The organism is Duganella paludis, assembly GCF_054461335.1.
The window spans coordinates 2,526,302-2,546,469 of record NZ_CM136922.1 but is presented as its reverse complement, the minus strand read 5'-3'; the positions used below and the strand labels follow the sequence as shown (position 1 = coordinate 2,546,469).

General features: G+C 64.1%; 16 protein-coding genes. 13 read left to right on the top strand and 3 right to left on the bottom strand.

Going from position 1 to position 20,168, the window contains the following annotated elements:
* Positions 1-87 precede the first annotated feature (87 nt).
* The 5 genes from eat to ACXZ1M_RS11500 all read left to right on the top strand — a co-directional run bounded on the left by eat (position 88) and on the right by ACXZ1M_RS11500 (position 5,089).
* Positions 88-1,464 carry an ethanolamine permease gene (gene eat / locus ACXZ1M_RS11520; protein ID WP_459053298.1) on the top strand — a complete coding sequence of 459 codons (1,377 nt, stop codon included), beginning with the start codon at positions 88-90 and terminating at the stop codon, positions 1,462-1,464.
* A complete protein-coding gene (locus ACXZ1M_RS11515) occupies positions 1,433-2,821 on the top strand; it encodes an ethanolamine ammonia-lyase subunit EutB (protein ID WP_459053297.1) in 1,389 nt (462 codons plus the stop codon). The genes eat and ACXZ1M_RS11515 overlap by 32 nt, the downstream gene beginning before the upstream one ends.
* Complete coding sequence (locus ACXZ1M_RS11510; RefSeq protein ID WP_459053296.1) at positions 2,814-3,701, top strand: ethanolamine ammonia-lyase subunit EutC; 888 nt, start codon at positions 2,814-2,816, stop codon at positions 3,699-3,701. Before ACXZ1M_RS11515 ends, ACXZ1M_RS11510 begins: the two co-directional genes overlap by 8 nt.
* 10 nt (positions 3,702-3,711) lie before the next feature.
* Entirely contained in the window at positions 3,712-4,407 is a 696-nt protein-coding gene (locus ACXZ1M_RS11505) for a helix-turn-helix transcriptional regulator (RefSeq protein ID WP_459053295.1), read from the top strand.
* Between the two features lie 64 nt (positions 4,408-4,471).
* Positions 4,472-5,089 (top strand): glutathione S-transferase family protein, encoded by a 618-nt coding sequence (locus ACXZ1M_RS11500; RefSeq protein ID WP_459053294.1) that lies wholly within the window; start codon positions 4,472-4,474, stop codon positions 5,087-5,089.
* Positions 5,090-5,218: 129 nt separating this feature from the next.
* Here ACXZ1M_RS11500 and ACXZ1M_RS11495 read toward each other — a convergent pair whose 3' ends face one another.
* From ACXZ1M_RS11495 to ACXZ1M_RS11485, 3 genes are all read right to left on the bottom strand, one after another.
* Complete coding sequence (locus tag ACXZ1M_RS11495; RefSeq protein ID WP_459053293.1) at positions 5,219-6,055, bottom strand: HDOD domain-containing protein; 837 nt, start codon at positions 6,053-6,055, stop codon at positions 5,219-5,221.
* Between the two features lie 101 nt (positions 6,056-6,156).
* A complete protein-coding gene (locus ACXZ1M_RS11490) occupies positions 6,157-6,438 on the bottom strand; it encodes a hypothetical protein (protein ID WP_459053292.1) in 282 nt (93 codons plus the stop codon).
* An 18-nt stretch (positions 6,439-6,456) separates the two neighbouring features.
* Positions 6,457-6,873, bottom strand: coding sequence for a MarR family winged helix-turn-helix transcriptional regulator (locus ACXZ1M_RS11485; protein ID WP_459053291.1), 417 nt, complete (start codon positions 6,871-6,873; stop codon positions 6,457-6,459).
* Positions 6,874-6,990: 117 nt separating this feature from the next.
* On the opposite strand from ACXZ1M_RS11485, the gene ACXZ1M_RS11480 reads away from it, so the two are divergent.
* The 8 genes from ACXZ1M_RS11480 to ACXZ1M_RS11445 all read left to right on the top strand — a co-directional run bounded on the left by ACXZ1M_RS11480 (position 6,991) and on the right by ACXZ1M_RS11445 (position 20,168).
* Positions 6,991-7,908, top strand: a complete 918-nt coding sequence (locus ACXZ1M_RS11480) for a DMT family transporter (RefSeq protein ID WP_459053290.1) — start codon at positions 6,991-6,993, stop codon at positions 7,906-7,908.
* Between the two features lie 5 nt (positions 7,909-7,913).
* Complete coding sequence (locus ACXZ1M_RS11475) at positions 7,914-8,861, top strand: GlxA family transcriptional regulator (RefSeq protein WP_459053289.1); 948 nt, start codon at positions 7,914-7,916, stop codon at positions 8,859-8,861.
* Positions 8,862-9,085: 224 nt separating this feature from the next.
* The gene (locus ACXZ1M_RS11470; protein ID WP_459053288.1) at positions 9,086-10,330 is read left to right on the top strand and encodes an acetylornithine/succinyldiaminopimelate transaminase; all 1,245 of its coding nucleotides are present in this window, start codon (positions 9,086-9,088) and stop codon (positions 10,328-10,330) included.
* Between the two features lie 120 nt (positions 10,331-10,450).
* On the top strand, positions 10,451-11,485 hold the full coding sequence (locus tag ACXZ1M_RS11465) for an arginine N-succinyltransferase (RefSeq protein ID WP_459053287.1): 1,035 nt from the start codon (positions 10,451-10,453) through the stop codon (positions 11,483-11,485).
* Positions 11,486-11,504: 19 nt separating this feature from the next.
* Positions 11,505-12,560, top strand: a complete 1,056-nt coding sequence (gene astA, locus ACXZ1M_RS11460; RefSeq protein WP_459053286.1) for an arginine N-succinyltransferase — start codon at positions 11,505-11,507, stop codon at positions 12,558-12,560.
* The gene (gene astD, locus ACXZ1M_RS11455; protein WP_459053285.1) at positions 12,553-14,034 is read left to right on the top strand and encodes a succinylglutamate-semialdehyde dehydrogenase; all 1,482 of its coding nucleotides are present in this window, start codon (positions 12,553-12,555) and stop codon (positions 14,032-14,034) included. Before astA ends, astD begins: the two co-directional genes overlap by 8 nt.
* 11 nt (positions 14,035-14,045) lie before the next feature.
* On the top strand, positions 14,046-15,380 hold the full coding sequence (gene astB / locus ACXZ1M_RS11450; RefSeq protein ID WP_459053284.1) for an N-succinylarginine dihydrolase: 1,335 nt from the start codon (positions 14,046-14,048) through the stop codon (positions 15,378-15,380).
* 69 nt (positions 15,381-15,449) lie between these two features.
* Positions 15,450-20,168: an NAD-glutamate dehydrogenase domain-containing protein gene (locus ACXZ1M_RS11445; RefSeq protein WP_459054000.1), complete on the top strand. Its 4,719-nt coding sequence runs from the start codon at positions 15,450-15,452 to the stop codon at positions 20,166-20,168.

The window sequence follows — 20,168 nt, the reverse complement described above, 5'->3', positions numbered from 1 at the left end:
TCGCGGAGGGATTTTTTTTTGCGCCGCTTTGGTGCGGGGCGCTTGGCATGAGGATTGCATGTTTCATCATCTCTTAGGGAGGCGACCATGCAAGCTACGTTACAGAAGACGCTGGGCACGTTTCAACTGTGGGGCATCGCCGTCGGGCTGGTGATCTCGGGCGAGTATTTCGGCTGGAGCTACGGTTGGGCTTCCGCAGGCACCTTGGGCTTCACCATCACCGCGCTGTTTGTCGCGGCGATGTACACGGCCTTTATCTTCAGCTTTACCGAGCTGACGACTTCCATGCCGCATGCCGGCGGTCCGTTCGCCTACAGCAAGCGCGCCTTCGGACCTCTGGGCGGCTACCTGGCCGGTGCGGCGACCTTGATCGAATTCGTGTTCGCGCCGCCCGCCATTGCGCTGGCCATCGGCGCCTATCTCAACGTGCAGTTCCCTGCGGTGGACCCGAAGACGGCGGCGGTGTGCGCCTATCTGGTCTTCATGACGCTGAATATCGCCGGCGTGCAGATCGCCGCCAGCTTCGAGCTGGCCGTGACGTTGCTGGCGATCTTCGAGCTGCTGGTGTTCATGGGCGTGGTGTCGCCCGGCTTCTCGGCGGCCAACTTCGTCAAGGGCGGCTGGGCGGGGCAGGATAGCTTCAGCCTTGCCGCCATTCCCGGCATCTTCGCGGCGATTCCGTTTGCGATCTGGTTCTTCCTGGCGATTGAGGGCGTGGCGATGGCGGCGGAGGAAACGCGCGATGCCAAGCGCTCGGTGCCGATCGCCTACATCGCCGGCATCCTCACGCTGGTGCTGCTGGCGCTGGGTGTGATGGTGTTTGCCGGCGGAGCCGGCGACTGGACCAAGCTGGCCAACATCAACGACCCGCTGCCGCAGGCGATGAAACTTATCGTCGGCGAGAACAGCGGCTGGCTGCACATGCTGGTGTGGCTGGGGCTATTCGGCTTGATCGCGTCCTTCCATGGCATCATCCTCGGCTACTCGCGGCAGATTTATGCGCTGGCGCGCGAGGCCTACCTGCCTTCGTATTTTGCGAAGATCCATCCGCGTTTCAAAACGCCGCATCGCGCCATATGGGCCGGCGGTGTGGTGGGCATTGCCGCCATCTACAGCGATCAGCTGATTACGCTGGGTGGGCAGACCTTGACCGCGAATATCGTCACCATGTCGGTATTCGGCGCCATCACCATGTACATCATCAGCATGCTGGCGCTGTTCAAGCTGCGGCGCGCGGAGCCGGAGATGGTGCGGCCGTTCCGCGCGCCGCTTTATCCGCTGTTGCCGGCTGTCGCACTGGTGGGCGCGGTGGTCTGCATGGCGACCATGATCTATTACAATTGGCTGATCTTCTGCGTATTTGTGGTGTTCCTGGTGCTGGGCTATGGCTGCTTCCTCGCGACCGCGCCGCAACGTAACCGAAAGGGCAGCGATGGGCAGTTATTTGCACCGGGTGGGCAGTAAGACTTACCAGTTCCGCGACCTGAAGGATTTGATGGCCAAGGCCACGCCCGCGCGCTCGGGCGATTACCTGGCCGGTGTGGCTGCGTCCAGTGCCGAGGAGCGGGGGGCGGCGCAGATGGCGCTGGCCGAGTTGCCGTTGTCCGTGTTCCTCAGCGAGGCTTTGGTTCCCTATGAAGACGATGAGGTCACGCGGCTGATCGTCGATACGCATGATGCGGCGGCGTTCGAGCGCGTGGCGCATTTGACGGTTGGCGACTTCCGCAACTGGCTGCTGGGCGATGCGGCGGATGGCGCTGCGCTGGCCGCGCTGGCGCCGGGCATCACGCCGGAGATGGCGGCGGCGGTGTCCAAGATCATGCGCGTGCAGGATCTGGTGCTGGTGGCGAAGAAGTGCAGTGTAGTTACCCGCTTCCGTAGCACCATCGGCCTGTCCGGGCGCATGTCCACGCGGCTGCAGCCGAATCACCCAACCGATGACGCCACCGGCATCGCGGCCAGCATTCTCGACGGCCTGCTGTATGGCAGCGGCGATGCGGTGATCGGCATCAATCCCGCCACCGACAATGTGCCGCAGGTGATCAATCTTGTCTCCATGCTGGACGAGATCATTGCGCGCTATGCGATACCCACGCAGTCCTGCGTGCTGACCCATGTGACCAACACCATCGCCGCCATCGAGCGCGGTGCACCGGTTGATCTGGTGTTCCAGTCGATTGCGGGAACGCAGGCGGCCAACGCCGGTTTCGGCATCACGTTGTCGTTGCTTGATGAGGCGCGGCAGGCGGCGTTGTCGCTGGGGCGCGGTACGGTGGGCGGCAATGTGATGTATTTCGAGACGGGGCAGGGCAGTGCCTTGTCGGCCAATGCGCATCATGGCGTCGATCAGCAGACATGCGAGGCGCGCGCGTATGCGGTGGCGCGGCGCTTCGAGCCGCTGCTGGTGAACTCCGTGGTGGGCTTTATCGGGCCGGAGTATCTGTACGACGGCAAGCAGATCCTGCGTGCGGGATTGGAGGATCATTTCTGCGCCAAGTTGCTTGGGCTGCCGATGGGCTGCGATGTTTGCTATACCAATCATGCGGAGGCCGATCAGGATGATATGGATGTGTTGCTTACCATGCTTGGTGCGGCCGGCTGCACGTTCGTGATGGGCGTGCCGGGATCGGACGACATTATGCTGAACTACCAGAGCACGTCCTTCCATGATGCCTTGTATGTGCGGCGCGCGTTGGGCTTGAAGCCGGCACCGGAGTTCGAGGCGTGGTTGCAGGGTATGGGCATTGCTAGCAGTGAGGAGCGCTTTAGCTTGCAGGAGGCTTTTCCTGCGGCTTTCAATAAGGCTTTGCAGCATGGATAAGCCGGTGGTCAGCAATCCGTGGCAGTCGTTGCGGCGCTTTACGGCGGCGCGGATTGCGCTGGGGCGTGCGGGTGTGAGTCAGCCGACGGCGTCGCAGCTGGCGTTCCAGTTGGCCCATGCCCAAGCGCGCGATGCAGTGCATCTGGCGCTGGAGCCGGAGGCGCTTGCCGTAGCCTTGAGCGCCGCTTGCGGCCTGCCGTGCGTGAGCCTGCACAGCGCGGCGCGCGATCGCCTCGTCTACCTGCAACGCCCAGACCTCGGCCGCCAGCTGGACGAGGCCTCGCGCGCGCGATTGGCCGCGCTCCACCCCGCCGCCGCAACAATGCCCACAGCCGCCGCCGCTCCCGCTCCCGCGCCTGCCTTCACGGCCATCGCTGCCGGCGCGCAGGCTCAGCGGCCGGCTGCGGCGCGCTATGACGTCGCATTCGTCGTCGCGGACGGCTTGTCGGCGCTGGCGATCGAGCAGAACGCGGCGCCGTTCCTGGCCGCGTTGATGACCCGCCTTGCGCCCGAGCAGTGGCGCATCGCACCGATCACCATCGTGCAGCAAGGCCGCGTGGCGGTGGGCGACGAGGTCGCGCATCTGCTGAACGCCAACGCCGTGGTGGTGCTGATCGGCGAACGCCCCGGCCTCAGCTCGCCCGACAGCATGGGCCTCTACCTTACCCACGCGCCGCATCCCGGCCTCACCGACGCCAGCCGCAATTGCATCTCGAATGTTCGCGCTGCGGGCTTGACCTTCGACGCCGCAGCGTTCAAGCTTCACTACCTGCTGTCCGAATCGCGCCGCCGCCAACTATCCGGTGTAGCGCTGAAGGACGAAACCGCAAACGAGAGCGCCACACTGGAGGCGCCACAGCGCAACTTCCTGTTGGAGTGAACCCCGCACCATGAGCCGCACCGGCCGCTTATTCATGCTGATGGACGCCATGCGCGGCTATCGCCGTCCCGTCACCGCCGCCAAACTGGCGGAACAGCTGGGCGTGTCCGAACGCACCATCTACCGCGACATCCAGACCCTGTCCGGCCTCGGTGCGCCACTCGAAGGCGAGGCCGGCGTCGGCTACATGCTGAAGACCGGCTTCTTCCTGCCGCCGCTGATGTTCGGCGCCGATGAGCTGGAAGCGCTGGTGCTCGGCGCGCGCTGGGTCCGGCGGCAAGGCGATGAAGCGCTGGCCGCCGCCGCCAACAACGCCTTGGCCAAGATCGCCATGGCCACTCCCAAAGACCTGCGCGACGACATGGCCGAAACCAGCCTGTGGGTGCCGATCGGGCCGGACCAGCAAAACGGCAGCGACATCCACGTGCGCCCGGTACGCGAAGCCATCCGCTACCAGCATCGTCTGCGCATGTCCTACCGCGACGAGCAGGGTTCGCCCACCGACCGCGTGGTGTGGCCATTCGCCCTGGCGTTTTTCGAAGGCCGCCGCGTGCTGGCCGCATGGTGCGAAATGCGCATGGCCTTCCGCCATTTCCGCATCGACCGCATCGCGGCCGTCGAATCGCTCGGCAACCGCTACCCGGCCCGCCGGCACGACCTGCTCAAGACCTGGCGTTCCGAACACAACATTCCACTCGACTCCTGACAAAAACTGTCGCAGCACGGGCCTACGATGAAGACCTCAACGCCATCTTCATCGGAGAACTCAAATGCGCCTTTACTACCATCCCGCTTCCTCCAGCTCGCGCCGTGTGATGCTGGCCGCCGTCCACATGGGCACGCCGCTGGAATTGACCGAAGTGAACCTGATGAGCGCGGAAGACCGGCGGCGCCTGGTCACGCTCAACCCCAACAGCAAGGTGCCGGTGCTGCAGGACGGCGACTTCACGCTGTGGGAGTCGTGCGCCATCATGCAATACCTGGCGGATCGCACGCATGGGCAAAATCTCTATCCGGACAATATCCTCGTGCGCGCCGACATCAACCGCTGGATGCTATGGGGTGCGCAACACTTTGCGCCGCCGCTGGGCGTGATCGTCTACGAACACATCTGGAAAGGACTGAGCGGCAACGGCGGGCCGGATCAGCAGGAGATCGACCGCGCCAGCCGCATGGTGGCGCAATTCGCCGGCGTGTTGGAGCAGCATCTGGCGGGCCGCGACTGGCTGGTCGGCGACCAGCTCAGCCTGGCCGATCTGGCGATCGCACCGTCGCTGACCTACATCGAACAAGCCAGGCTGCCGGTCACGCAATATCCCAAGTTGATGGCATGGCTGGCACGGGTGTCCCAGCTGGATGCCTGGAAACAGACCGTCCCGGTCTGGTAAGGGAAAAACGTATGCATATGTGAACTGGCGCACAGAGCGGAATGAGATGAACGGATATTCTTGAACTGTCTCCTCTGGAGGAGATCCCTAGTTTTGGACTTTGCCCGCTGCCCAGCGGGCTTTTTTTGTCTACAGCATGAGGACGGCGTACAGCGACTGCACCTCTTGCGCCGATTCGGTCATGATGGCGTGCAGCGAACCTTCGCCGACCACGAAGTCGATGGTGCGCGCCCCTTGCAGCGTGGTGGCGCCGGGACGCTGGTGCAGCGGCGAGTGCACCGGCGCCAGGTCGTTGGCCAGCAGCAGCGTGTCGCCTAGGGTTTCCGGCGGCAGCGCGCGCAAGCCCATCCACATCGATTCAATCGCGCGGAACACCGCTTCCGGCACGCCCAGGTGGGTCATCACGCCACGGCCGATCTCCATCTCGCCGTGCTCGACCCAGTCCTCCGGCTCGCCGTTCATCGCTTCCGGGAAGTCGCCGGCGCTGGCCAGCATGTAGAAGCCCGCCACCTCGTGCATGATGCCGGCGAACAGCGCCGTGTCGGGATCGACGTGGGTCACCCGCCGGGCGATCACCTGCGACAGCGCGGCCACATGCGCCGTGTGCTCCCACAACTGCTGGATCTTGGCCGCCAGCGCTGGCTCGGTGACCTCGCTGCCGATCTGGCGCACGATCAGCGCCGCCACCAGCGATTGCAGGGTGCGCACGCCGAGTCGCTGCACGGCCGCGCGCACGCTGGAGATTTCAGTTCCGGAACGGTTGTAGGCGACCGAGTTGGCAATGGCGACGCTGCGCGCCGCCAGCAACGGGTCCGCCTGGATCAGCCGGGCAGCCGCCTCGACGTGACAATCGGGATCGTTTAATGCCTGCTGCAGGCGCAGCGAGGCGTTGACGTTGGCCGGAAACGTGAGTTCTCCCCGGCTCGCTTGAGCAGCGATAAGCTTGAAGGCGTCGAGTCTGTCCATTGTCAAAAATTATACTCAAAAAATTGCCGTACGGCACTTTTTCTGAAAATACTTTTTGCGGCGTCGGATTCAGCCAACAGCGCCCGCAAGTGCGTGGGTGCTTACTGCTCGCTGAAGATCGCGTCGCAACCTTCGACCGGGTCGTCGGTCTCTTCCAGTTCGTCGCTCAGGCCGAGGTCGAACAGTTCTTCCACGGCGTTCATGAAACTGTTGTGGGTGCTAGCGCCGATGAGGCGATAGATTTCGCCGTCTTCGTTGCGGACGCCGACGATCAGCGTTTCCTGACGAACTTCGTCAGCGGGAGCGACGTCCAGCAGCAGGTTGCCGATGATGTGCTTGTCGAATTTGGCAGGCTTTTTGCCTTCCAGCAGAGAGGTTTTCAAATCTGTTTCCTTGGTTTTTTAATCGCAATCACGGGTGGACGGACTTGCTGTTTGGCCGGCCATGATGACATTTTTCAGTTCGGACAGGGTTTTTTCCAGCGCCGCAAAATCGGCATCGGAAAAGTCCGCAAACACCTTGCCGCTTTGCGAAATGACTTCCGGGAACACGGTGCAGAACGTCCGCTCGCCTTCCGCCGTCAGTTTCACAAAGAAGGAACGCTTGTCGCAATCATTGCGCTGACGCTCCACCAGCCCCTTTTGCTCAAGCCGCTCTATCACCCCGGTCAGCGTACCCTTGGTGATCAGCGTCTTGTCGCCCAGTTCTTTATAGGACATGCCTGGCGTGTTGCCCAGCGTGGCGATGATGTCGAACTGGGCGTGCGTCAAACCGCTCCGGCGCACGTACTCGCCGGAGAGCCGTTCATAGCCCTGCATGCACTCGGCCAGCAGCCGGATGCTTTTCAAGAATCGTTCACCCATAAGACGTGATTATAGCCGCTTCGCATCAGGCTTTCCGGCGGTTACACTATGCAGACGCTAACCAAAAGAATAATGATGCCTGTTCACTTGCGCGGTATTGCCGCTTTGCTGCTCGTCACCCTGGTCTGGGGCACCACCTTCCCTGCGATGAAAGACATGACCGGCTACCTGTCGGCCAGCTGGATCGTGCTGTGCCGTTTTGCGCTGGCCAGCGTGCTGCTGCTGCCTTTCCTGTGGGGCGTGCGCTGGCGCGACCTGCGTTGGGGCGTTCTGGCCGGGGTGGTGTTGTTCCTGTGCTACGTGTTCCAGATCGAAGGGCTGGCGCTGACCAGCTCCAATCGCAATGCCTTCATCACCGGCCTCAACGTGCTGGTGCCGCCGTTGCTGGGCGTGGCGCTGGGAGCCAAGCTGGAGCGCCGCATTCTCTACGCGCTGCTGCTGTCGGTGGCCGGCCTGTTTGCGTTGTGCTGGGAAGGCAGTTTCAGCTGGGGGCGCGGCGACACGCTGGCGCTGCTGTGCGCGCTGTTCTTCGGCATCTACATCAAGCTGATGGAAACCACCACCCGCAAGGTGGAGAAGCTGATGGCGCTGACCGCCTCGCAGATCGTCACCGTGGCCGTGTGCGCCGCCATCTGGCTGCTGATTTCCGAAGTGCCGCTGGGCCTGGCCGAGCGCGCGCAGGATTTGCCGGACTATATCGCCTACGTTGGCAAAGGGTTGCAGATGTACAGCCTCAACCTGGTCTACCTCGGCGTGGTCGCCACGGCCGCCATTATCTCGCTGCAAACCTGGGGCCAGAGCCGCAGCAGCGCCAACGAGGCGGCGGTTATTTATGCGTTCGAGCCCGGCTGCGCCGCGATCTTCGCGTATTTCTGGCTCGGTGAGACGCTGGCCTGGAACGGCCTGCTGGGCGCGGCACTGTTGATCTCCGGTATGATAGTGAGCCAATGGAGTACCGAGCGTCCCGCCACGGCCCTTGCGCCGGAGTAGCCTGCATGTCTTTTGATACCCTTTCCAGTCTCGCCCGGCAGCAGCCTCTGCGCTTGTTGCTGGTCAACGCGGGCGAGGCGGACGCCATCACCTGGGCCGGCTTGGTGCAGCCGCTGCGCCTGGCTGCCTCGGCGCTCGGGCGCGACGTCCTGCAACTGGAAATCATGACGCCGGCGCAAGTCGTGCTGGCGCAGAAGGGCGGGCATCACCATGTGGCGCTGCTGGTGGCCGACGAGCAGCAGGCGCCACTGCCGTCCGAGCAGGCCCGCGCCGTGATCGAGCGCTGCCGCTCGGCCGACTATTGGGGTGGCGTCGGCGCCGGCGTGCTGTGGCTGGCGCGGGCCGGCTTGATGGCCGGCGTGCGCATCGCCCTGCCGTGGGCCTTGTATGCGGACACCGAAGACATCACCGAGCGCGCCATCCTGACGCCACACCTGTTCGAGCTGGACGGCCATCACCTGAGCTGCTGCGGCGGCGCCGCGTCGATCGACTTCGCGCTGACGCTGATCGAGCAACTGTTCGGCGCCAGCGTGCAGGCCGTCATCAAGGAAAGCTTGTGCGTGGAGCGGGTGCGCGGGCCAGAGGAGCGCCAGCGCGTGGCTTTGCAGGCGCGTTTCGGCGCTTTGCAGCCGCGCCTGTCAGAGGCGGTCACGCTGATGGAAACCAATATCGAGGAACCGCTCTCGACCGACGACATCGCCAACCTGGTGGGGCTGTCGCGGCGCCAGCTGGAGCGGCTGTTCAAGCAATATCTTGGCAGTCTGCCATCGCGCTACTACCTGGAGCTGCGCCTGCAGCGGGCCCGCCAGCTGTTACTTGAGACCAACCATTCCATCGTGCAGGTAGGCCTGATGTGCGGCTTTTCGTCCGGCTCCCACTTCTCCACCGCCTTCGGCGCCCTGTTCGGCAACACGCCGCGTGAAGAGCGCCAGCGGAAGCTCATGCTTCCTTGATAACGCCGAAATCCGGGGTCAGGTCCTCCATTGCTACACGGGCTCTGCCGTAGGCTTGCCTACGGCAGAGCCCGTGTAGCAATGGAGGACCTGACCCCGGATTTATTTTGCGGCTAAAAGTAAAAATTCTTGTCGCCATTTGAAAAGAACTTTAGCATCCCGCTTTTTATAATGGGTCCTCGCGGCGCTGTGCCGCACCGTACCCACCATTGATAGGGAATGCCATGAACGCCAAAGTAGATACGACCGCTCTCAACCGTCCTGTGACTCGTCAGACTTTCGACGAAGTCCTGGTGCCGACCTACGCACCGGCAGCGATGGTTCCGGTCCGAGGCTCGGGTCTGGACCTGTGGGACCAGAACGGCAAACACTACCTGGACTTCACCTCCGGCATCGCCGTGGCTGCTCTGGGCCATTGCAACCCTATCGTGGTCGAAGCGCTGACCCGTCAGGCCAACACCCTGTGGCACCTCGGTAACGGCTACACCAACGAGCCGGTGCTGCGCCTCGGCCTGGCCCTGACCGAAGCGACCTTCGCCGACCGCGCCTTCTTCTGCAACTCCGGCGCCGAAGCCAATGAAGCGGCCCTGAAACTGGCGCGCAAGCACGCCCACACCAAGTTCGGCCCGCACAAGTCGCGCATCATTTCGTGCTACCAGTCGTTCCACGGCCGCACCCTGTTCACCGTGTCGGTCGGCGGCCAGTCGAAATACACCGAAGGCTTCGAGCCGCTGCCACCGTCGATCGATCACATCACCTACAACGACATCGAGTCGGCCCGCGCCGCCATCGGCGACGACGTCTGCGCCGTGATCGTTGAACCGCTGCAAGGCGAAGGCGGCGTGGTGCCGGGCGACAAGGCCTTCCTGCAAGAGCTGCGCGACCTGTGCACCAAAACCGGCGCCCTGCTGATCTTCGACGAAGTGCAGTCGGGCATGGGCCGTACCGGTGACCTGTTCCACTACATGAGCTACGGCATCATCCCGGACGTGCTGACCTCGGCCAAGGCGCTGGGCAATGGCTTCCCGGTCGCTGCGATGCTGACCACCCACGAATTGGCAGCCACCCTGGGCGTCGGCTCGCACGGCACCACCTACGGCGGCAACCCGATGGCCGCCACAGTGGCGCTGACGGTGCTGGAAACCATTAACCAGCCGGCCTTCCTGGCGCGTGTGAAAGAAGCGGGCAACAAGCTGCGCGCAACGCTGGAAAAAGTCGTGGCCGATTATCCGCAAGTGTTCACGCAAGTGCGCGGCGCCGGCCTGCTGCTGGGCGTGGTGGTGACCGATGCATGGAAAGGCCGCTCGAAGGATATCCAGAAAGCCGCTGAAGCCAACGGCATGATGGTGCTGATCGCCGGCATGGATGTGGTGCGCATGGCGCCGGCCCTGATCGTCACCGACGAACAGATCGCCGAAGCCGACCGCATCCTGCGCCTGTCGCTGGATGGCCTGCTGAAAGTAGCGTAAGCACCACAACACCGTCATTCCCGCGCACGCGGGAATCCATGCTGAGCGTGCTCCGCCGGCGTTCTATGGGTTCCCGCCTACGCGGGAACGACGTTTACGGCTAATATTTAAGGAGTTCCCATGTATGTAGTCCGTCCGGTTGAACTTGCGGATATTGCTGCCCTTGAAGCGCTGGCCGCAGTGCCCATGCCGGGAGTGCATACCTTGCCCAAGACGCGCGAGAAAATCCTCGCCATGATCGAACTGTCGATCGCGTCTTTTGCCGCGCATGTCGATATTCCCAGCGAAGAAGCCTACCTGCTGGTGCTGGAAGCCGAAGACAAAACCATCGTCGGCACCGCCGCCATGTTTGCCGCCGCCGGTTCCAACGGCACCTATTTCTCGTTCCGCAACGACGTGATCCAGCAGGTCTCGCGTGATCTCAACATCAGCCACAGCGTGCATGCGCTGACGCTGTGCTCCGAACTCACCGGCTATTCGCAGCTGTCCAGCTTCTACGTCGGCGAACGCGAACACGGCACGCCGGAAGCGGCGCTGCTGTCGCGCGCGCGCCTGATGTTCGCCGTGCTGGCGCCGCATCGCTTCGCCGACCGCTTCTTCGTGCCGCTGGCCGGCGTGACCGACGGCGAGGGCGGTTCGCCGTTCTGGGATGCGCTGGGCCGCAAATTCTTCCAGATGGATTTCCTCGACGCCGAACGCGTCATCGGCGGCGCCCGCAACCGCACGCTGATCGTCGAGCTGATGCCGCATTATCCAGTCTACGTGCCGCTGCTGCCGGGCGACGCGCAGGCCGCCATGGGCCAGATCCATCCATCGGGCGAACTGGCCTTCAACCTGCTGACGGCCGAAGGCTTCGAAGCCGACGACTACATCGACATCTTCGACGGCGGCCCGATCCTGCAGGCCCACAAGAACTCGCTGCGCACCTTCACCGGCGCGCTGCAACGCCGCGTCGCCACTTCGGTGGAAACGCCGGACCGTGGCCGCGAGCCGCAACTGCGTTACGCCGTATCGTCCGGTTCGGAGCACAACTTCCGCGCCGTGATCACGCATTGCCCGTCGCTGGAGTCGCAACTGAGCGTGGCGCTGCCGGCTGAGGTACAGGAAGCGCTGAGCGTCGCCGAAGGCGACACCGTCATCTGCGTCAGAATATAAAAATACGAGTGGACCACCTATGCTAGTAGTACGCGCAATCCAAGCCGAAGACATCGACGCCCTGTACGTGATGGCCACCCAGGTGGGCAGCGGCATGACCACGCTCAAGCCGGACATGAAGATGATGGGCGACCGCTTGGCCATCGCCGTGGCCTCGTTTGCCGAAACCATCCCGCCCGAACAACGCGACTACATGTTCGTGATGGAGGACACCGAGAGCGGCCGGCTGGCCGGCGTCTGCGCCATCAAGGGTTCCGTGGGCCTGACCGAACCGTTCTACAACTACCGCATCGGCACCCTGGTGCACTCCAGCCGCGAGCTGAATGTGTTCACCCGCATGGACACGCTGTACCTGTCGAACGACCTGACCGGCAGCACCGAACTGTGTTCGCTGTTCCTGCATCCGGACTACCGCACCGGCAACAACGGCAAGCTGCTGTCGAAGAGCCGTTTCCTGTTCATCGCGCAGTTCCCGCACCTGTTCACGGAAAAGCTGATCGCCGAGATGCGCGGCTACCAGGAAGAGGGCGGCCGCTCGCCGTTCTATGAAGGCCTGGGCCGCCACTTCTTCAAGATGGACTTCGATCACGTGGACGACCTTACCGCCGTCGGCAAGAAGTCCTTCATCGCCGAACTGATGCCGCGCCAGCCGCTGTACGTGGCCTATCTGCCGGAAGATGCGCAGCAGGTGATCGGTAAGGTGCACACCTCCACCGCGCCGGCACGCCGCCTGCTGGAACAGGAAGGCATGTACTTCGAAGGCTACGTCGACATCTTCGACGCCGGCCCGGTGCTGCAGGCGCGCGTGTCCGAACTGCGCGCCATGCGCGACAGCACGCTGGCCGACATCGGCCCGACCACCGACTGGGATTCCGCCTGCGCGCCGGAGACGGCGGCGGCCGAGCCGATGCTGGTGTCGAACACCACGCTCAAAGATTTCCGCATGATTTTGTCGCATTCGGTGCCGGTCAACGGCGCCGTCGCCTTGCCTGAAGCGGAACAGAAACTCCTGCACTGCAAAACCGGCGACACCGTGCGCACCCTGACTCTCAATCCGAGGAAGAACAATGGCTAACTCAGTGGCAAACATCAGTAACTTCATCAACGGCGAATGGTTCGCCGGTAGCGGCGCCGAGCTGGTGACCATCAACCCGGCCGATGGCAAGCAGACCTGGTCCAGCAACGAGTCCACCGCACAGGACGTGGCGCAAGCGACGACCGCCGCGCGCGCGGCCTTTGAAGCCTGGGCATTGACGCCGCTGGCCGAGCGCATCGCCGTCTGCACCCGCTTCCGCGATCTGCTCAAGCAGGATGCGGAAGAGCTGGCGCTGCTGATCGCCGAAGAAGTGGGCAAGCCGCTGTGGGAATCGCGCACCGAAGTGACCACCATGGCCAACAAGATCGACATCTCGGTACAGGCCCACGGCGCCCGCACCGGCGAGACCAGCAACAAGATCGCCGATGGCGAAGCGGTGCTGCGTCACCGTCCGCATGGCGTGTTCGGGGTATTCGGTCCTTACAACTTCCCCGGCCACCTGCCGAACGGCCATATCGTGCCGGCCCTTATCGCCGGTAACACGGTGGTGTTCAAGCCGAGCGAATACGCGCCGCGCACGGCCGTGAAAACAGTGCAGCTGTGGGAACAGGCCGGCCTGCCGCAAGGCGTGATCAACCTGGTCAACGGCGGCCGCGAAACCGGCATCGCGCTGGGCCAGAGCAAGCTGCTGGACGGCGTGCTGTTCACCGGCAGCTGCCAGACCGGCACCGCGCTGCATAAACAATTCGGCGGCCAACCGGGCAAGATGCTGGCGCTGGAAATGGGCGGTAACAATCCGCTGGTGATCTGGGATGCCAAGGAAGTCGACGCCGCCGTGTTCATGGCCGTGTCGTCGGCATTCATCTCGGCCGGCCAGCGCTGCACCTGCGCGCGCCGTTTAATCCTGCCGACCGGCGCCGCCGGCGACGCCATCGTCGCGCGTTTGGTTGATGTGGCCAGCCGCCTGACCGTCGGCGCTTCCGCTGCGGAACCTGCGCCGTTCATGGGCCCTGTGGTGTCGGCCGCTGTCGCCAAGCGCCTGGTACAGGCGCAGGCGGACCTGGTGGCCAAGGGCGGCAAGCTGCTGCTGGAGATGAAACACCTGGACGCCAACACCGGTTTCGTTTCGGCGGGCATCGTTGACGTCACCGACGCCAAAGGTATTCCGGACGAAGAATGGTTCGGCCCACTGCTGCAGATCATCCGCGTAAACGATTTCGACAGCGCCATCAAGGCCGCCAACAATACCGAATTCGGCCTGGCCTCGGGCCTGATCTCGAACGACGAGAACCTCTGGAAGATCTTCCAGGTGCGCGCCCGCGCCGGCATCGTCAACTGGAATCGTCCAACCACCGGCGCCGCCAGCAGCGCGCCGTTCGGCGGCGTGGGCCAGTCGGGCAACCATCGTCCAAGCGCCTACTACGCGGCCGACTATTGCGCCTATCCGGTCGCATCGATTGAAAACAGTGTCCTCGAAATGCCGGCGAAGCTTTCGCCAGGCATGAACTTCTAAAGGTAGCAGCAATGTCCGCACGCGAATTCAACTTCGACGGCCTGGTCGGCCCATCGCACAATTACGCCGGCCTGTCGTTCGGTAACGTGGCCTCGTTCAGCAACGTCAAGAGCGCCTCCAATCCCAAGCTGGCCGCGCTGCAAGGCCTGGCCAAGATGCGCGCCCTGGCCGCGCGCGGCTTCGGCCAGGCGCTGCTGCCGCCGCAGGACCGTCCGAACTTCCGCCTGTTGCGCAGCATCGGCTTCACCGGTACGGACGCCGAAGTGCTGGCCAAGGCCGCGAAAGAATCGCCGGTGATCCTGGCGTGCGCGTATTCGGCCTCGCCGATGTGGACCGCCAACGCGGCGACCGTCAGCCCATCGGCCGACAGCGCCGACGGCCGCCTGCACTTCACCGCCGCCAACTTGAACAACAAACTGCACCGCGCCTTCGAGCACGTGCAGTCGGCCCGTTCGCTGCGCGCCATCTTCAAGGATGAGAAGCACTTCGCCGTGCACGATGCGCTGCCAGGCACACCGGCCTTCGGCGATGAGGGCGCGGCCAACCACACGCGCCTGTGCCAGGACCACGGCAGCGCCGGCGTCGAGATGTTCGTCTACGGCCGCACCGAGTTCGACGCCGCCGCGACCGCGCCGAAAAAATACCCGGCCCGCCAGACGCTGGAAGCCTCGCAAGCCGTGGCCCGCCTGCATGGCCTGTCGGCTGAACGCACGGTCTACATTCAACAGAATCCCGATGTCATCGACCAGGGCGTATTCCACAACGACGTGATCGCGGTGGGTAACGCCAATGCGCTGTTCTACCACGAGCAGGCATTCGCCGATGAAGCGGGCACGCTCGATCAGCTGCGCCGCGCCATGGCTGGCGTGGGTGCGGACCTGAACGCGATCCGCGTCGATACGGCCCGCGTGCCGGTGGCCGACGCCGTCGCCAGCTACCTGTTCAACAGCCAGCTGCTGAGCAAGGCCGATGGCAAGATGGCACTGGTGATTCCGCAGGAATGCCAGGAAGTCGCTTCCGTGGCATCCTATCTGGAAGGCCTGGTGGCCGGCGGCAGCGCCGTCGACGAGCTGATTCACTTCGACCTGCGCCAGTCGATGCGCAACGGCGGCGGCCCCGCATGCCTGCGCCTGCGCGTGGCGCTGACCGACGCCGAAGCGGCCGCCATGCATCAAGGCGTGGTGATGACCGAGACGCTGTACCATACGCTGGTGGCGTGGGTGGAAAAACACTACCGCGACCGCCTGGAGCCGGCCGACCTGGCCGATCCGCAACTGGCAATTGAAGTGCACACCGCACTTGAGGAATTGAGTCGTATACTGGGACTGCCCGGACTCTACGAATAACCGCCGCGCAGCCATAAGCCGGCGCGGCGCCTGCAACATAAGATACCTATAACGTATTGGAGAAGCATGATGAAGCAAATGCCACAAGACCTGCGTAAGCAAACGCTGGATCTGGTCAACGCAAACAAACCAGCCAGTGAAGTTGGCGCCTCAGTTCCTCAACTCATCAGCGCCTGGCTCGGCGCGCTGGATGATGAAGACTTGGCGGGCACCGTGCCCGATAGCCTGGCGCCTGTCTTGTGGGAGGGCTTCACTCATGCTGCCAAGCGTAGCGGCAGCGGCGCGCAGATCGCCACGCTGCGTTACGACGACGGCCGTGGCGGCAAGGCCACCGCGCTGCTGATCCTCAACGACGACATGCCTTACCTCGTCGACTCCATCGTGATGGCGCTGCGCAAGCTGCACGTCACCGCCAACGGCGTATTGAACGCCGTGCTGCCGGTGGCGCGCAATGCGGATGGCGCAGTGACCGCCGTCGGCCAGGCTGGCGACAAGCTGGAATCGTATGTGCTGGTGCTGCTGTCGGAAGACTTGCAGGCCGCCGAAATCGGCATGCTGGCCGAACGCATCATCATGGTCTCGCGCGACGCCGCCGTGGTGCACCGCGACCGCGCCGCCATGCTGGAACGCTTCAGCAGCATCGGCGCGGAAGCTGCATCGCACGGCGAAGAAGGCCAGGAAGTCGCTGCCTTCCTGGAATGGGCCCGCACCGAAGGCTTCGAGCCGTTCGGCTTTGCCTACTACGCCGTGAAACCAGGCGTGCGTGAACTGGAACGCGATATCCCGAGCCGCATCGGCGTGCTGCAGGACACCTCGCATCCGGTGTACGGCACCTGTCTGGCCAACATCCCTGGCGATTTCGACACGCTGTCGAAGCGCGGCCACACCCTGTCCATCGTCAAGGCCGACGTGGAAGGCACGCTGCACCGCGACCAGCAGCTGGACTTCATCGGCATTCGCCGCACCGACGCGAACGGCGCCATCCTCGGCGAATACTGCTTCGTGGGCCTGCTGACCCGCGCCGCCGCCTCCACCCCGCTGAACCGCCTGCCGTTCGCGCGCGGCCGCGTGGCGCGCGTACTGAGCATCGCCGGCGTGCGCCAGGAAGGCTTCCGCGCCGAGAAGTTCGTCGAGATCCTCGAATCGCTGCCGCGCACCGAAGCGCTGGAAGCGGATCCTGAATGGCTGGCCGAAGTCTGCGGCGCCGTGGTGTCGCTGTACAAGCAGCCGCGCGCCAAGGTATTCGCCCGTCGCGACGTCTACGCGCGCCACCTGAACGTGCTGGTCTACCTGCCGCGCGAGCGTTACAGCGCAAGTGTCGGCTCGGCCCTGGCCAAGGCGCTGCAAGCCAGCTCCGGCGCCCAGCATGTCAGCTCGCAGACCCTGGTGGCCGATGGTCCTCTGGCCCGTGTCTATTTCATCGCCCACGGCGCGCGCTATCCGCTGGATCTGGAAACCGACATCCAGCAGCCGCTGTTGTCGGTGCTGGACGGCTGGCACGACCAGTTCTCCGTATTGGCCGACGCAGTGGCCGACGTGCCGCTGCGCGCCAGCCTGCGCAAGATGTGCGCCACGCTGCCGCCGGACTATGTCGCCGCGACCAAGCCTGCCGCCGCCTTCCATGACCTGGACGCGATCCTGCGCAACACCGATTCCTCGCGCGTAAACGTGCGCATCGAAGCGGACAACGGCTCCACCACCATCCGTCTGTACTCGGTGGACCGCGTGCCGTCGCTGTCGACCATCCTGCCGGCGCTGCAAAATGCCGGCGTGGCGATCGACCGCGAACAGGCGTACTCGCTGCGCGTGAACGGCGAGCGTCACTACGTCACCAGCCTGTCGGTGGACGCCGCCAGCGCGGCCAAGCTGGCCAAGCCGGAAATCGTGCCGGTGGCGGAGGAGCTGTTCTCCGGCCTGTTCAACAACGAAGCCGAAGACGGCCGCCTGAATGGCCTGGTCATCGAAGGCGGTTTGAACGTGCGCGAAGTGCAGCTGGTGCGCGCCTACATGAGCTACTGGCGCCAGACCGGCACCAATTTCTCGGTGCGCTACATGGCTGAAACGCTGCGCACGCAGCCGGCGCTGGTCAAGGAACTGGTGGACGCCTTCCTGCAGCGCTTCGATCCATCGCTGGACGACGCCACCCGCGCCGCCGCGCTGGACAAGGTTGCCGACATCAAGAGCCGCCTGCCGGCCATCAACCACGCCGACAGCGAAGTGGTGCTGGGCGCGATGGCCACGCTGATTACCGCCACGCTGCGCACCAGCTACTTCCAGAACGATCAGAAGGGCGACAAGATCATCTTCAAGTTCGACACCAGCAACCTGGCGCTGGTGCCGGAGCCGCGTCCGTTCCGCGAGATCTTCGTGTTCTCGCGCCGCTTCGAGGGTGTGCACCTGCGCGGCGGCCCTGTGGCGCGCGGCGGCTTGCGCTGGTCGGACCGCATGGAAGACTACCGCACCGAAGTCCTGGGCCTGGTGAAGGCGCAGATGGTGAAGAACGCCGTCATCGTGCCGGCCGGCGCCAAGGGCGGTTTCGTCTGCAAGCAGATGCCGAAGGATGCCGCCCGTGAAGTCATCGCGGCCGAAGGCGAAGCAGTGTACCGCCTGTTCATTTCCAGCCTGTTGGAAGTGACCGACAACCGCGTGCTGGGCAAGATCGTTTCGCCGACCGACACCGTCTGCTACGACGGCAACGACCCGTACCTGGTGGTGGCGGCCGACAAGGGCACCGCAACCTTCTCCGACATCGCCAACGGCATCGCCGTGCAGCGCGGTTTCTGGCTGGGCGACGCGTTCGCGTCGGGCGGTTCCAACGGCTACGACCATAAGAAGATGGGTATTACCGCCAAGGGCGCGTTCGAAGCGGTCAAGCGCCACTTCTACGAAATGGACCACGACATCCACGCCACGCCGGTGACCATGGTGGGCGTGGGCGATATGTCGGGCGATGTGTTCGGCAACGGCGCGCTGTTGTCGCGCAAGCTGAAGATCGTGGCGGCGTTCGACCACCGTCATATCTTCCTCGATCCGAATCCGGACATGGAAGTCTCGTTCAAGGAACGCGAGCGCATGTTCGCGCTGCCGCGCTCCTCGTGGGAAGACTACAACAAGGAACTGATCTCGCAGGGCGGCGGCGTATTCCCGCGCACTGCCCGCACGATCGAACTGTCGCCTGAAATCCGCGCCGTGCTCGATATCGAGGAAACCTCGCTGCCGCCGCAGGAACTGATGCACCGTATCCTGCTGGCGCCTGTGGACCTGTTCTACAACGGCGGTATCGGCACCTATATCAAGTCGTCGGCTGAAACGCACGCGCAGGTCAAAGACCGCGCCAACGACAACATCCGCGTCAACGGCAATGAGCTGCGCTGCAAAGTGGTGTCCGAAGGCGGCAACCTGGGCGCGACCCAGGCCGGCCGCATCGAGTTCGCGCTGTCGGGCGGCCGCATCTTCACCGATGCGATCGACAACTCGGCCGGTGTGGATTGCTCGGACCACGAAGTGAACGCGAAGATGTGGCTGGACGTGGAAATGAACGCCGGCCAGTTGAGCGAAGCAGACCGCAACCGCATCCTGAACGAGATGACCAACGATATCGAACGCCTGGTCCTGCGCGACAATACGCTGCAAACGCAGCTGCTGGTGCGCGAGCTGCAGGCGCAGGCCGACAGCGCAGTGCAGGATGGTTACGCCGCGCTGATCGCATCGCTGGAAGAAGAGGGCGCACTGTCGCGCGAACTGGAGCAGCTGCCATCGGTGGCCGAGCTGGCGCGTCGCAAGGCCGATGGCCGTGGCCTGACCACGCCGGAGCTGGCGGTGGTCATCGCCAACGTGAAGAACCGCTACAAGCGCATCCTGTCGGCGCTGCCGCTGACGGAAAACAGCTGGGCCGAGTCGGTGCTGAAGCCGTATTTCCCGGACCTGCTGGTGGCAACCCGTCCTGCGCTGGCGCACCCGCTGGCTAACGCCATCCTGGCGACCGTGCTGGCGAATGAGTCGGTGAACCGTTGCGGTCCGCTGATGCTGCGCCAGCTGGCCGGCGAACATGGCGTCGATGAAGCGGACGTGATCCTGGCGTGGGGCCAGGCCTGGTCCGCGCTGAATCTGGCGCCGGTGTTCAACGCGCTGGATGCCGACGCATTGAAAGTACCGCGCGCCGTGTCGATCAAGGTCGACGCGCACACCCGCGTGCTGCAGAAGGCTGTAATCGAGGGCGCGCTGTCGGTGCCTGGCGATCAGCTGCAATCCGGTGGCGGCGTGGCGGAGTTGACTGCGTTGTTCGCCCAGGCGGAAACGCTGGCGCAGTTGTCTTCGCTCGACGGCAAATCGGAAGCCGAACTGACGCCTGGATTGCGTCCTGAGTTCACGCGCGCCTGGAAGGCAGTGGACGCCATTGAGTCGGTGGCTGCGTTTGTGTTTGCGGCGTTGTCGGTATCGCGTCCTGCGGGCATGGACTTGCCGGCCTTCCTGCAGGTTGGTCTGGCGCTGCGCACGCAGGTTGGCATCGATACGCTGGAACGCGGCCTGAAACTGCCGGCCACCAGCCGTTCGCAGGAACAGCTGCGCAGCTATGCGCAGAACGCGCTGCGCCGTACGCAGCAACGCTTGCTGTCGCAGGTGTTGAAGCATGCAACCGGCGACCATACTGCGGTGGAGGCGGTGGAAGTCGTCGCCAACACGCTGGGCTTGTCGGGCTATGCGGCGGCGACCGATCTGGAACAGGCCATGCTGGATGTGTGGGCCTTGTCCGAAGCGGTCAACGCCAGCACCACTGTGGCGGCGTAA